Genomic DNA, 13,612 nt, shown 5'->3' with positions numbered 1-13,612 from the left:
CGTGGCATCGACCGCGCAGTCGATGCCACGATCAGCGACGGCAATCGCTAACTGTCCAACTGGCCTACCGGTGTCCTCGCGAGGTCTTATTGGCTGAACAATCGACGCGTGGCGGGTGAGCCTGCCGGAATACCGGCCTGTTCGAGCTTCGCGTACAGCGTCATCAACTGCTTTTCAATTGCCAGCAGCGACGATTCCGGCAACGGCCGGCGCTGATCATCCACCACTCGCGCACCGATGCGCTCGGACAGCGACTTCGCGTAATCGCACATCAGGCGGAACGGCAGGATGTCCTCATCGGCCACCGGTACGTCCAGCACCAGCGTGATCATCTGACCGCCCTTATACGTCAGGTCGTCGCGCAGGAAGTTGGTATCGCCGAAAAGCAGCATGAACACCGGGTTCTGGCGTGCGTCCAGCTTCACGAAACGCGTGCCGTCGCGCGACAGCAGCAAACCATCCTGCGAGGCCACCGCCTGCACATAGTTTGCCGACCACGGCGCGCCGTCGGAGAGAATGTTGATCGACAACTGCGCGTCGCATTGAGCCGCGAAAGCGTCAAGTTCGCGCGCCATGCCGACCGTTTCCAGCATGTCGGGGAATTCGGGGGAACCGTCGATACCATCGGCGAAACGCTGCACGCCCGTGACGAACTCCGAGAACTCCAGTTCGTTCAGCGGGCCGCCGCGATTGGCCAACTGTGCCGCTGCGCGCAGCTCTTCATAACGGGCGCCGTTTTTCAGCAATTCCCAGGTCGTGCCACCTTCCGGCTTGCCTTCAATATGTACAGGCTTCGCGCCCGCGCGGCGTAGCTTCTGCGCGCTCGGAATCAGCTTTTCGCCCGCGATGGGGGCCAGCAAACGGATCGGCACCACGCAATCGATCCGGCGGTCCACGATAGCCGGCGGCGCCGATGAAATCGTGGTCGCGGCGGGCAAAATCGGGTCGTCATCGTCGGCCAGGATGGGCGACAGCGGTGACGAATCCGGCTCCGGGAAATCGCCATTTACCGAAGTCGCTTCAGCCTGGATATCGACTGCGGTATCGGCCGGCGCCACCGTGGAAAGCGGCGCGCCGCCGAAACTCGGCTCGACCCGCGTGTCCGCTTTCTCGCCCTCACCCTCGCCCATGGCGGGTTCGCGCCGCACCGGGCGGGTCGGTTCGATGAAAGGATGCTCCTCGTCTGCGTCGTTGCGCGCAAGCGACTCCGCTGCTTCGTCAGGCATCGGGCGCGGCATCTTGCGGCGCACCTTGGCGCCCTGCCACGCGTTGTACACCACCACACCGCCTACCACCACGGCACCCGCTCCAATCAACCCGAGGGTCAACTCGTCCATGCACTCTCCGTCATTCTTTTCTGGTTGCGCTCTCGGCGCGCCTGGCTGCGCTATTGAGGCACCCGGCGCTCGATTGAGCGCTTGTTGAGCTTGCGCTGCGCGATCTGCGCCCCATGCAATGTCGAATTTTTCTTCCGCACTGCGTGGGTCACTCCGCGCCTGCGCGCCAAAACCGGCCTCCCAGGCCGGTTTTCCATTCCATCCACACTATCTTGCTGTCCGTTCTAAAAAAGCCTCGTCAAACGTTCAAGCATTCTGGGCGAAACCCGATGCGGATTCCATATCCACGGCAACAATCCGCGAGACGCCCTGTTCCTGCATCGTCACGCCGATCAGTTGTTGCGCCATTTCCATCGCGATCTTGTTGTGCGAGATGAAGAGGAACTGCGTCTTCTCCGACATCGCCCGCACCAGGTTCGCAAAGCGTTCCGTGTTGGCGTCGTCGAGTGGCGCGTCCACTTCGTCCAGCAGACAGAACGGCGCCGGATTCAACTGGAACATCGCAAACACGAGCGCGGTCGCGGTGAGGGCCTTTTCTCCGCCCGACAGCAAGTGAATGGTCGAATTCTTCTTGCCCGGCGGTTGCGCGAGCACTTGCACGCCGGCATCGAGGATTTCGTCGCCGGTCATCACGAGTTTCGCCTGACCGCCGCCAAAAAGACGTGGGAAAAGCTCGCCGAAATGACGGTTCACTTCGTCGAACGTGCCTTGCAGCAGCGAACGCGTTTCCTGGTCGATCCGGTGGATCGCGTCTTCCAGCGTGCCGATGGCGTCGTTCAAATCCGCCGATTGCGCGTCCAGGAACTCCTTACGCTCACTGGCCGCGGCGAGTTCGTCGAGCGCCGCCATGTTCACGGCGCCAAGCGCTGCAATTGCGTTATTCAGCCGCGTGACTTCGCCCTGCAGATACGAGGGTTTCATGTCCGGCGTGAGCTTGGCCTGCAAGTCGGCTTCATTCACACCCGCCGCGGCCAGTTGCTCGATGAACTGCTCGCCGCTGATGCGTGCCGCCTGTTCCTTCAACTGCAGCTCGCTGATCTTGTCGCGCAACGGCTGCAGCGAACGTTCCGCGATAAGACGCAATTCGTCGGCCTGACGCAGGCGCGCGGTGAGATCGTCGAGTTCGATGCGTGCCGATTGCAACGCCGCTTCGCGGGCCGCGCGCAATTCGAGCGCATCCTGCAAGCCGGTGTGCGCCGTTTGCTCGTTGATCGTTTCGAGTTCGGCACGGGCGTCTTCCAGTGAAGCGGCTACGCGTTCGCTCTGATCCTTCGCCGTTTCGATGTTGCGCCGGTATTCCTCGATCTTCGCCGCGAGCCCACGCGCCGCGAAGCTGGCGTCGGTGGCCGCGCGTTCGAGGTCGCGCGCTTCCTGACGGGCGTGGGTCAACGATTCGTCGAGTGCTTCGAACGCCAGTTGATTGTCTTCGAAGCGTGCCTGCAACTCGGCGAGTTCACCGTCGTGACGCTCGAAATTTGCTTCCGATTCGGCACGCAGGGCGCGCTGTTCATCGATTTGCGCGGTGATTTCAGCCAGTTCCTCGCGGATCTGCGTGCTGCGCTGCATGTAGCGCTCTTGCGCCTGTGCAAGCTTCAACACATCCATTTGCAATGCATGGACGCGTTGGGTCGCGCGTTCGGCGGAAGAACGGGCATCGCCGAGACTTGCGGACGCCTGCGTGTGCGCCGCTTCCGCTCGCACGGCCGCGGCCTTGGCTTCATCGGCGAGCAGGGCTTGCGCGCGCACTTGCTTCGTCAGGTTCTCGATTTCCTGCTGGCGCGCGAGCATGCCGGCTTGTTCGGAGTCGGCGGCGTAAAGCTGCACGCCAACTCGCGTCACCACGTGTCCCGCCTTCACCACGAAGGCAGCGCCGTCCGGCAATTGCGAACGCGCGGCCAGCGCCTGGGCGATGTCATCGGCGACAAAAACCTGGCCCAGCCAATCGGTCAGGACGGCGCGCAGACCGGCGTCATCGATACGAAGCAGGGCGAGCAGCGGCCGCAATCCGGCAGGCGTTTCCTGCGGACGGCCGGCGTTAGGCGGCGCATAGAACGCCAGTTTGGCCGGCGGAGCGTCGGTCGCGAACGCCTTCACCCAGTCGAGATTCGATACTTCCAGCGCCGCGATCCGCTCACGCAGAACGGACTCCAGCGCCGTTTCCCAGCCCGCTTCAACGTGCAGCTTTTTCCACAGGCGCGGCAACGAGCCGAGTTCGTGTTTATCGAGCCACGGTTGAATCTTGCCTTCGGTCTGGACGTTTTCCTGCAATTGTTTCAACGCCGCGAGCCGCGCTTCGAGCTGATGAATCAGCGCGCTTTCGGCCTGCACTTTCTCCTGCGCCGAGCGACGTTCGCCATCCAGACGCGGCAGCGTATCCTGCGCGTCGGAGAGGCGGGCTTGAGCTTCAGCGAGGATTTCTTCGTGCTCGGCGAGCTGCATGCGCAACTCTTCGAGCTGCGCTTCATCCGGCGCATCCAAACCGCCCGCTTCGCTTTTCAAACGTTCGTGACGCTGCTGCAACTGCTGCAATTGCTGATCGGCATTACGCTGATGCGCGGCCTCGAGTTTCAACGCTTGTTCAGTCTGCGCGATACCGCCGCGCTCCGCGTTCAACTCGGCCTGGGCGTCGCGGAAACGCGCTTCGAGCGCGGGCAATTCGTCGTGTTTCGCCGCCGCCGTTTCCTGCGCGATCGCCGCCTTTTCCTCGCCGATAGCCAGCGCCTCTTCAGCATCCGTGATCTCGCCGCGGGCTTTTTCGGCTTGCATATGCCATTGTTCGCGCTGAGCGCTCAACGCAGCGATCTGCGCCTGCACCCGATTGCGCGATTCCACGATAAAGCGAATCTCCGCCTCAAGCTTGGCCACTTCCGAGTTCGCTTCGTACAGTGCGCCCTGGGCGCCCTGCATGGCGTCGCTCGCGCTGTAGTGCGCCACGCGCAAGGTTTCCAGTTGCGCTTCGACCTCGCGCAGCTTGGCGGTTTGCGCTTCGAGTTCGATCTGCGCGTCGCTGATTGCGCGCTGCTGACGCTCCGACTCGTTGCCTGCCTCGTTTTTGCGCAACAACCACAGGAGCCGCTGCTTCTCCTCACCGTCCGCCTGCAACGTCTTGTACTTCGTCGCGACAATCGCCTGCGCTTCCAGCTTCTCCAGATTCGCGCTCAGCTCGCGCACGATGTCTTCTACGCGGGTCAGATTTTCGCGGGTATCGTGCAGGCGGTTTTCGGTCTCGCGGCGGCGTTCCTTGTACTTCGACACGCCCGCGGCTTCTTCCAAAAACACCCGCAACTCTTCCGGCTTCGCTTCGATGATCCGGGCAATCATGCCCTGCCCGATAATCGCGTACGCACGCGGCCCCAAGCCCGTACCGAGGAAGATGTCCTGGATATCGCGGCGCCGGGCCGGCAGGTTGTTGATGTAGTAGCTCGACGTGCCGTCGCGCGTAAGCACGCGCTTGACGGCGATTTCGGCGTAGGTGCCCCACTGGCCCCCGGCCCGGCCGTCGGCGTTATCGAAGATGAGTTCGACGCTGGCGCGGCTGCCCGGCTTGCGCGCCGTGGAGCCGTTGAAGATCACGTCCTGCATCGACTCGCCGCGCAGCTCGGAAGCGCGCGATTCGCCGAGCACCCAGCGCACGGCGTCGATGATGTTGGACTTGCCGCAGCCATTCGGGCCCACCACGCCGACAAGCTGGCCTGGGACCTGGAAATGGGTGGGATCGACGAAGGACTTGAAGCCAGCGAGTTTTATCGAGGTCAGACGCACGGCGATATCGCTGATTGAAAAGAATTCGGGAGAACGGGCCGGCGGGCCTCGGAGCCGTGATGCTTGTGCGGCAGGAGATAAAACAAACGCCGGTCGAAAACGCTCGGGCGGTAGGTCGAACCCCGTCGATTAAACGCGACGGCGTGCAACCCGTGATGCTGTCGCTTGAGGCCTTCTATATATAAACCGCAAGCACGCAACCCGGCGAACGGTGACAATCATACCATCGCCCGTCTTGAATTCTTTTGGTTTGCTGACACAGGCATTTTCGCTCGCGACGGTCGGCGGGCCGGGGTTCCGCAGGGCTCCATGCGAGTCGATTTAGGCTTACCGGTGGCGCCAATGGTCCAATGCCGCCGCACGGTGGAAACCGGTCTTCCAGCCGCCGCCGGAAACCCTTCAAAGCACCCGCAAACCCAACCAGGGGCCTACGGAGGGCTATAATCCGAGCCTTGTCGTTTCATCGTCTGCACCGACTTCGCCGTGAATCCACTTCTCCAGAAACTTCAGCCGTATCCATTCGAAAAGTTGCGCGCGCTATTCAAAGGCGTCACGCCGCGTGCGGATTTGGCGCCGATCAGCTTCGGTATCGGCGAGCCGAAACATGCAACGCCGGCGCTGATCCGCGAGGCAGTCGTCAATGCGATGTCCGGCTTGGCGTCGTATCCCGCAACCGCCGGCAGCGAGCCGCTGCGCCAGGCCATTGCTGACTGGACCAAAGAGCGCTACGGCCTGCCCGCAGTCGATGCAGCCACCGAAGTCCTGCCCGTCTCCGGTTCCCGCGAAGCCTTGTTCTCGCTGGCGCAAACCGTGATCGACAGCCGCAGCGGCGGTGAACCGCCTGTTGTTGTGTGCCCGAATCCGTTCTATCAGATCTACGAAGGCGCAGCGCTGCTGGCCGGCGCCGAGCCGTACTTCGTGAACAGCAATCCGGCGCGCAACTTCGCCTGTGATTACGCAGCCGTCCCCGACGCCGTCTGGGCGCGCACGCAATTGCTCTACGTCTGCTCGCCCGGCAACCCGACCGGCGCCGTGCTGACGCTCGACGACTGGCGCGAGTTGTTTGCGCTATCGGACCGGCATGGCTTCGTGATTGCCTCCGATGAATGCTATTCCGAGATCTATTTCAACGAAGCCACGCCGCCGCTGGGCGGCCTCGAAGCCGCGCACAAGCTGGGCCGCGGTTTCGAACGGCTGGTGATGCTGTCCAGCCTCTCGAAGCGCTCGAACGTGCCGGGCATGCGCTCGGGTTTCGTCGCCGGCGATGCATCGATACTCAAGCAATTCCTGCTCTATCGCACCTATCACGGCGCGGCGCTCTCGCCCATGTTCCAGGCCGCCAGTGTCGTTGCCTGGAAAGACGAAGCGCATGTGCGCGACAACCGCGCGCTGTACCTCAGGAAATTCACGACCGTCACACCGATGCTCGCCGAGGTGCTCGACGTCCGCCTGCCTGACGCCGCGTTCTACCTGTGGGCAAACGTGGCGCGCACCGGCCTCACCGACACCGAGTTCGCCGCCCGCCTTTACGCCGACTATAATGTGACGGTTTTGCCGGGCTCGTACCTGGCGCGCGACGCCCATGGCACGAATCCCGGCAGCGGCTTCATTCGCATTGCGCTGGTCGCCGATGTCGACGAATGTGTGGAAGGTGCACGGCGTATCGTCGAATTTTGCAGCACGCTGCCGCAGTAACCCCTCCTTAAATCGCAGCACTCACTTAAGTCACGACCATGTCGCAACAACTTCAGCAGATCATCGATACCGCCTGGGACAACCGCGCCGAGTTGTCGCCGAAATCGGCCCCCGCCGAAGTGCGCGACGCCGTCGCTCACGCCATCGAGCAACTCGATAAGGGCCTGGCGCGTGTCGCCGAGAAACGGGACGGCGAATGGGTGGTCAATCAATGGCTGAAGAAAGCGGTGCTGCTGTCGTTCCGCCTGGAAGACAACGCGCCCATGCCGGCTGGCGGATACAGCCAGTTCTACGACAAGGTGCCCTCGAAGTTCGCCAACTACACCGCTGAAGATTTCGCTGCGGGCGGCTTTCGCGTCGTGCCGCCGGCCATCGCGCGCCGTGGATCGTTTATCGCGAAGAACGTCGTGCTGATGCCGTCGTACACGAACATTGGCGCGTATGTGGATGAAGGCTCGATGGTCGATACCTGGGCCACCGTCGGCTCGTGCGCGCAGATCGGCAAGAACGTGCATTTGTCAGGCGGCGTGGGCATTGGCGGCGTGCTGGAACCACTGCAGGCGAACCCGGTGATCATCGAAGATAACTGCTTTATCGGTGCGCGTTCGGAAGTGGTGGAAGGCGTGATCGTGGAAGAGAACTCAGTCATCTCCATGGGCGTGTATCTCGGCCAGAGCACCAAGATTTATGACCGTGAAACGGGCTCGGTCACGTATGGCCGCATTCCGGCGGGATCGGTGGTGGTCGCGGGCAACCTGCCTTCGAAGGACGGTTCGCACAGCCTGTACTGCGCGGTGATCGTGAAGAAGGTGGACGCAAAAACGCGCGCCAAGGTCGGCCTGAACGAGTTGCTGCGAGGCGATTGATCCATGGCCGCGAAGAAGATCGTCGTGTATGGGATTCCGAATTGCGACACCGTAAGAAAAGCACGCGTGTGGCTGGAAGAACATGATGTGCCGTTCGAATTCCATGACTTCAAGAAAGCCGGGGTAAACACGGCCTTGTTGCAAGACTGGCTGAAGGACGTCACGCTCGATGAACTGATCAACCGGCGCGGCACGACCTGGCGCGGCCTGTCGGACACCTACAAGGACGAAGCCGGCTCCACGGCCGGCGCGATCGCGTTGATGATCCACAAGCCGTCGATCATCAAGCGGCCCGTGCTGGTCGTGAACGGCCGAGTGAAATCGCTCGGTTTCGATGCCGACAAGTACGAAACGCTGTTCGTTTGAGGCTTGACCTTTCAGCGCAGTTTTGCGCGCCCCCTGATAAAAGGAGCGCGAATCTTGATTCCTGCCGGCCGCAACGCCGGCATTTTTATTGAAAACGGCTCGAATCCATGTCCGGCACCCTACTCCTCTCGGAACAACTTATCGCGCGCGCGTCCGTCACGCCCGACGACCAGCATTGCCAGAATTTGCTGATCGAACGGTTATCGGCGATTGGCTTTGAGTGCGAAACGATCGCGTCGGGCGGCGTCACGAATCTCTGGGCCGTGAAGCGCGGCACGCAAGGAACCGACGGCAAGCTGCTAGCGTTCGCCGGCCACACCGACGTCGTGCCGACCGGTCCGCTGGAACAATGGACCTCGCCACCGTTCGTGCCGACCCACCGCGGCGGCAAGTTGTACGGCCGCGGTTCGGCGGACATGAAGACATCGATCGCGGCGTTCGTCGTGTCGAGCGAAGAGTTCGTCGCGGCGCACCCGTCGCATCGCGGCTCTTTGGCTTTCCTGATCACCAGCGACGAAGAAGGCCCCGCCACCGACGGCACCGTTAAAGTGATCGAAGCCTTGAAAGCGCGTGGCGAGCGGCTGGACTACTGCATTGTTGGTGAGCCCACTTCCAGCGCGATCCTTGGCGACATGGTCAAGAACGGCCGGCGCGGTTCCATGTCTGGCAAGCTGGTCGTAAAAGGTGTGCAGGGGCATATCGCTTATCCGCATCTCGCGAAGAACCCGATTCACTTGCTCGCGCCCGCGCTTGCCGAACTGGTCTCGACACATTGGGACGACGGCAACGAATATTTCCCGCCGACCACGTGGCAGGTTTCCAACCTGCACAGCGGCACGGGCGCAACGAACGTGATCCCGGGTCACATCGACCTGATGTTCAATTTCCGCTTCTCCACGGCAAGCACTGTGGAAGGACTGCAAAGCCGCGTTCACGCGATCCTCGATAAGCACGCGCTGGACTACGATCTCACGTGGAGCGTGAGCGGCTTGCCGTTCCTCACGCCGCGCGGCACATTGTCGAACGCGCTGGAACAAGCCATCCTCGATGAAACCGGCGTGCGGACCGAACTGTCTACGACCGGCGGCACCTCGGATGGTCGCTTCATTGCACGCATCTGTGAACAGGTGGTCGAGTTCGGACCGCCCAACGGCAGCATCCACAAGATCGACGAGCACGTTGAGGTGGCGTTTATCGAACCGTTGAAAAACGTGTATAGGCGCGTGCTAGAAACCCTGCTTGCCTGATCCGACTCACTCTTATAAGGAGCCTGCGATGGCGCTTCCCTTCACCACCGTTCGCGATCTGCTGCGTTTTGCCGTGTCGCGTTTCACTGCGGCAGACTTGTCGTTTGGCCACGGTTCATCGAATGCATTCGATGAAGCCGCGTACCTCGTGCTGCATACCTTGCATTTGCCGATCGACACGCTCGATCCGTTCCTCGACGCACGCCTGCTCGACACCGAAATCGACGCCATCATGAAAGTGATCGAGCGCCGGTCGACGGATCGCGTGCCGGCGGCGTACATCACGAACGAAGCGTGGATGCACGGGCACCGCTTCTACGTGGATGAGCGCGTGATCGTGCCGCGTTCGTTTATTGGCGAGTTGTTGCAGGATGGCTTGCAGCCGTATGTGCAAGATCCCGACGAAGTGTCGCGCGTGCTTGAACTCTGCACGGGCTCCGGCTGCCTCGCGATCCTCGCGGCACAGGCGTTCCTGAATGCGGACATTGACGCCGTCGATATCTCCGCGCCGGCGCTGGAAGTCGCGCATAAGAACGTGGACGACTACGACCTGGATTCGCGCGTCGCGTTGTACGAGGGCGATCTGTTCGCACCGCTGCCCGTCGGCCGTTATGAGGTCATCATCACGAATCCGCCGTACGTCAACGCGCTCGCCATGCAAACCCTCCCCGCTGAATATCGCCACGAGCCGGAACTTGCGCTCGCGGGCGGCGCGAACGGCATGGATATCGTGAAGCGGATTGTGGGTGAAGCACGCAAGTGGCTGACCGAAGACGGCGTGCTCGTGGTCGAAATCGGCAATGAACGGGCCAACGTTGAAGCCACGCTCGGCGGCCTCGATATTGTCTGGCTCTCGACCAGCGCCGGCGACGACAACGTGTTCCTCATCCAGGCAGCCGACTTGCCGGGCTGACGGCGCAACTCTCGACTACTCGTATTACCAGGCACCGCTTACATGCATTTCGAGTCGCAGGACTGGCTTCATCTCGGCACGTTTGTGATGATCGCCCATTTGCTGGGCGCGGCGGCCGCGTGCCACGCGGTGCTCAACACCCGCACCTCGCAAGGCGCGGTCGCCTGGGCCGTGTCGCTTGTCGCCATGCCCTACTTCACGCTGATCCCGTATCTCTTTCTCGGGCGCAGCAAGTTCGCCGGGTACATTGACGCGCGTCGGCTGGAAAACGAGATCCTGCGCAAGAGCGCGCACCCGACGGAATGGAATTTCCCCGATGAAGCCGCCCGCCTGCGCGGCGCGGCAGCAGGCGACCCCGCGGAGTATCTCGGTCATCCGACCATCCGCGCGCTGACGCGTTTGAGCGGCATGCCATTTTTGCGCGGCAATTCGGTGCGTGTGCTGATCAACGGCGACGCCACGTTCGATGCAATCTTCAAAGCCATCGACGCGGCGAAGGTCTATGTGATCGTGCAGTTTTTCATCGTTCGCGACGATGAGCTCGGCGAGAAACTCAAAGACCTGCTGCTCAGGAAAGCCCGGCAAGGCGTGCGGGTCTATTTTCTCTACGACAGCATCGGCAGCTTCGATCTGCCCAAACGCTACGTCAACACCTTGCGCGCGGGCGGCGTGCAAACACATCCGTTCGCGACCAAGCGCAAGTTCGTCAATCGCTTCCAGATCAACTTTCGGAACCATCGCAAGATCGTGGTTGTTGACGGCGAATGCGCATTCGTCGGCGGTCACAACGTAGGCGTGGAATATCTCGGCGCGAATCCGCGTCTGTCGCCCTGGCGCGATACCCACATTGAAGTGCGCGGTCCGGCGGTCGCGAGCATCCAGTTCGTGTTCATAGAAGACTGGTACTGGGCGACGCAACGCATTCCGGAAGTGGAGGCGTCGAAAACATCAGCGGACGATATGAGTTGCCTCATCCTCGCGAGCGGCCCCGCTGACCACCAGGAAACGTGCTCGCTGTTTTTCGTCGAAGCGATCAACGCGGCGCGTTCGCGGATCTGGATCACGACGCCGTATCTCATTCCCGATGAAGCCGTGTTCTCCGCGCTGCGGCTCGCCGTTATGCGCGGCGTGGACGTGCGCATCCTGATTCCGAGCCGGCGCGACCATCGCGTAGTGTTCGCTGCGTCGACACTCTATGCGTACGATGCACTGCTCGCCGGCGTGAAGATCTTTCGATACCGCCCGGGCTTCCTGCATCAGAAAGTGGTGCTGGTGGACGACATGTCCGCCGCCATTGGCAGCGCAAATCTCGACAACCGCTCGTTTCGCCTCAACTTCGAAATCATGGTCCTGACCGTGGACCGGCACTTTGCAAGCGAAGTCGAAAAAATGCTGCTCGACGACTTCGCGCAATCGTGGGAAATCAGCCGCGACGATTATCTCGGTGCACCCGCTTGGCGCCGCATGTCGATGCATGTCGCGCGCTTGTTTTCACCGATTCTTTGACGCGGTTTTAATTCGCGTACGGTCCAAGGCTGTCGGCGAATCGTCTTGCGCATTCCAGGCCGAATGCAGTCGGCGCAATGCCGCGATCGTGCTGGACTTCAAACCCCATTCGCCATGCCGCGATGCGCTTGCCATAACAGGTGAGCGCATCGAGCGACTGCATCACGAAAACAATCGCCGGCAACACCTCCTCATAGTGCAGTTGCGCCGCGGCCGGATCGTGCGCGAAGGCTTGATAGATTTCCACCTGATGATCGAAGCTATCCGGCGCGACGATCATGCCTGCGCAGCCGGCGCGCAAGTTGTCTAGCAACTCCTGGCCGCCGCGCCCGTTGAAGACGGGCATGGTGCTGCCGGCCGCCACCAGGCAGTCGATGGTCGCACGCAGCACCGTCGCCGCACCCTCGCCTTTCAGCCAGCGGAAGTTCGGGCATTGCTGAGCCAATTCGGCCAGCGCTTGCGGCGACAAACCGACGCCCAGATACTCGGGCGCGTTTTGAATACCCGCGCCGGCCGTGTTCGTTAAACCGTTCATCACGGCGGCGAAGAAATCGAAGTAAAAACGCTCCGGTTCGGTACGCGTGGACGGCGGTTGCAGGATCAGCCATTGCGCGCCGTGCGCGACGGCCCAGTTGCCGAATTCGGTCTGCTCCGGGACTGTATCGCCGGTGACGGTGACCGCCAGCGGCACGCGAGATGCGATGTCCTCGCACGCCCAGTTCACAAGCTGCTCACGCTCTGTGCGCGACAACCGCTGCACCTCCGTTGCAAGACCGAGTATCACGATGCCGGGAGCACCTGCGGATATGGTCTTCTCGACCTGCACTCGCATGGCTTCACGATCAAGCCGGTTGTGTTCATCGAAATAGGCGTAGAGGACCGGCCAGATGCCGGCGGGCGAAGAGTCGTTGTTTAAAGTCATGTGGGGTCGGGCCTGATCTTCAATGTTCAATGAGAGTCTCGCGGCACGGGTGCGCCGCTCGCGCCAACCAGAAAATCGAGATCCGCGCCCTCGTCCGCCTGCAACACGTGATCAACGTAGAGCTTCACATAACCGCGCAGGGGCGACGCCGGCCTGGTCCACGACGCACACCGCCGTTCGAGTTCCTCGTCGGATACTTCGAGATGCAGCCGGCGCGCGTCGACATCGAGTTCGATCATGTCGCCGGTCTGCACAAGCGCGAGCGGGCCGCCTGCCGCCGCTTCCGGCGACATGTGCAAGAAAGATCCTCAGCCCAACCGGTGGCCTACATGCCTGCGCGGATAAACCCAACCCAATAGTGGAATTCAGCCGTCAGAGCAGCTTTTCGATATCGCTGGAAATCGCATCCGGTTTCGTTACCGAGCCGAACCGGGTGATCACGGTGCCTTCCTTGTCGACCAGGAACTTCGTGAAGTTCCACTTGATGCCTTCGGTCCCCAGCACGCCCGGCGCTTCCTCGGTCAGATAACGGAACAGCGGATGCGCGTTCGCCCCGTTCACGTCGACCTTCGCAAACATGGGAAACGTGACGCCGTAGTTCTGTTCGCAAAAGCTGCCGATTTGAGCGGCGTCGCCCGGTTCCTGCTTGCCGAACTGGTTGCACGGGAAACCCAGCACCGCAAACCCGCGATCCGCGTAACGTACGTGCAGCTCCTGCAAACCCTTGTACTGCGGCGTGAATCCACACTCGCTAGCGGTGTTCACGATCAACAGCACCTTGCCCTGATAGCTTTCCATGCTGACGGTTTCGCCACCCAGGGTTTCCGCCGAAAACGAGTAGATAGGGTTCATTCGATGCTCCGCTTGAAAAAATCCAGTCTAAGCGAAACGGGGATCAAAAAACATTCGGCCGAACGGCTAACGGCGCGCAAACACGCGCCAACCACGCGCTAACGTCACGCACCAAAGTCACGAGTCAAGTCAATGAGCCGGCGGCG

At 61.7% G+C, this 13,612-nt stretch carries 10 protein-coding genes and 1 pseudogene; 6 read left to right on the top strand and 5 right to left on the bottom strand.

All coding sequences use genetic code 11. The features are described from left to right. Positions 1 to 86 precede the first annotated feature (86 nt). On the bottom strand, positions 87 to 1,337 hold the full coding sequence (locus tag FH08_RS0141480; RefSeq protein WP_031364000.1) for a cell division protein ZipA C-terminal FtsZ-binding domain-containing protein: 1,251 nt from the start codon (positions 1,335 to 1,337) through the stop codon (positions 87 to 89). Between the two features lie 246 nt (positions 1,338 to 1,583). After that, positions 1,584 to 5,099, bottom strand: a complete 3,516-nt coding sequence (smc, locus tag FH08_RS0141475) for a chromosome segregation protein SMC (protein ID WP_031363999.1) — start codon at positions 5,097 to 5,099, stop codon at positions 1,584 to 1,586. Between the two features lie 483 nt (positions 5,100 to 5,582). Between smc and dapC the strand changes: the two genes are divergently transcribed. From dapC to cls, 6 genes are all read left to right on the top strand, one after another. Continuing rightward, positions 5,583 to 6,794, top strand: a complete 1,212-nt coding sequence (gene dapC, locus FH08_RS0141465) for a succinyldiaminopimelate transaminase (RefSeq protein WP_031363998.1) — start codon at positions 5,583 to 5,585, stop codon at positions 6,792 to 6,794. A gap of 38 nt (positions 6,795 to 6,832) precedes the next feature. Next, complete coding sequence (gene dapD / locus FH08_RS0141460; RefSeq protein WP_031363997.1) at positions 6,833 to 7,660, top strand: 2,3,4,5-tetrahydropyridine-2,6-dicarboxylate N-succinyltransferase; 828 nt, start codon at positions 6,833 to 6,835, stop codon at positions 7,658 to 7,660. A gap of 3 nt (positions 7,661 to 7,663) precedes the next feature. Further along, positions 7,664 to 8,026, top strand: coding sequence for an ArsC family reductase (locus tag FH08_RS0141455; protein ID WP_031363996.1), 363 nt, complete (start codon positions 7,664 to 7,666; stop codon positions 8,024 to 8,026). A gap of 107 nt (positions 8,027 to 8,133) precedes the next feature. Further along, positions 8,134 to 9,273, top strand: a complete 1,140-nt coding sequence (gene dapE / locus FH08_RS0141450) for a succinyl-diaminopimelate desuccinylase (protein ID WP_031363995.1) — start codon at positions 8,134 to 8,136, stop codon at positions 9,271 to 9,273. A gap of 28 nt (positions 9,274 to 9,301) precedes the next feature. Then, a complete protein-coding gene (prmB, locus tag FH08_RS0141445; RefSeq protein WP_031363994.1) occupies positions 9,302 to 10,186 on the top strand; it encodes a 50S ribosomal protein L3 N(5)-glutamine methyltransferase in 885 nt (294 codons plus the stop codon). A 42-nt stretch (positions 10,187 to 10,228) separates the two neighbouring features. After that, positions 10,229 to 11,692 carry a cardiolipin synthase gene (cls, locus tag FH08_RS0141440; RefSeq protein WP_031363993.1) on the top strand — a complete coding sequence of 488 codons (1,464 nt, stop codon included), beginning with the start codon at positions 10,229 to 10,231 and terminating at the stop codon, positions 11,690 to 11,692. Positions 11,693 to 11,699: 7 nt separating this feature from the next. Here cls and FH08_RS0141435 read toward each other — a convergent pair whose 3' ends face one another. The 3 genes and pseudogenes from FH08_RS0141435 to FH08_RS0141425 all read right to left on the bottom strand — a co-directional run bounded on the left by FH08_RS0141435 (position 11,700) and on the right by FH08_RS0141425 (position 13,466). After that, positions 11,700 to 12,614, bottom strand: a complete 915-nt coding sequence (locus FH08_RS0141435) for a dihydrodipicolinate synthase family protein (RefSeq protein ID WP_031363992.1) — start codon at positions 12,612 to 12,614, stop codon at positions 11,700 to 11,702. A 26-nt stretch (positions 12,615 to 12,640) separates the two neighbouring features. Further along, positions 12,641 to 12,913, bottom strand: a pseudogene (locus FH08_RS0141430) (dihydroxy-acid dehydratase); the annotation flags it as partial. Positions 12,914 to 12,986: 73 nt separating this feature from the next. Then, entirely contained in the window at positions 12,987 to 13,466 is a 480-nt protein-coding gene (locus FH08_RS0141425; RefSeq protein ID WP_031363990.1) for a glutathione peroxidase, read from the bottom strand. Between the last annotated feature and the right edge of the window lie 146 nt (positions 13,467 to 13,612).

The sequence above is a fragment of the Caballeronia sordidicola genome (assembly GCF_000729995.1).
GTDB classification, from domain to species: Bacteria; Pseudomonadota; Gammaproteobacteria; order Burkholderiales; family Burkholderiaceae; genus Caballeronia; species Caballeronia sordidicola_A.
Note: the sequence above shows the minus strand (reverse complement) of the source record. Positions and strands in the feature narration are given on the sequence as shown.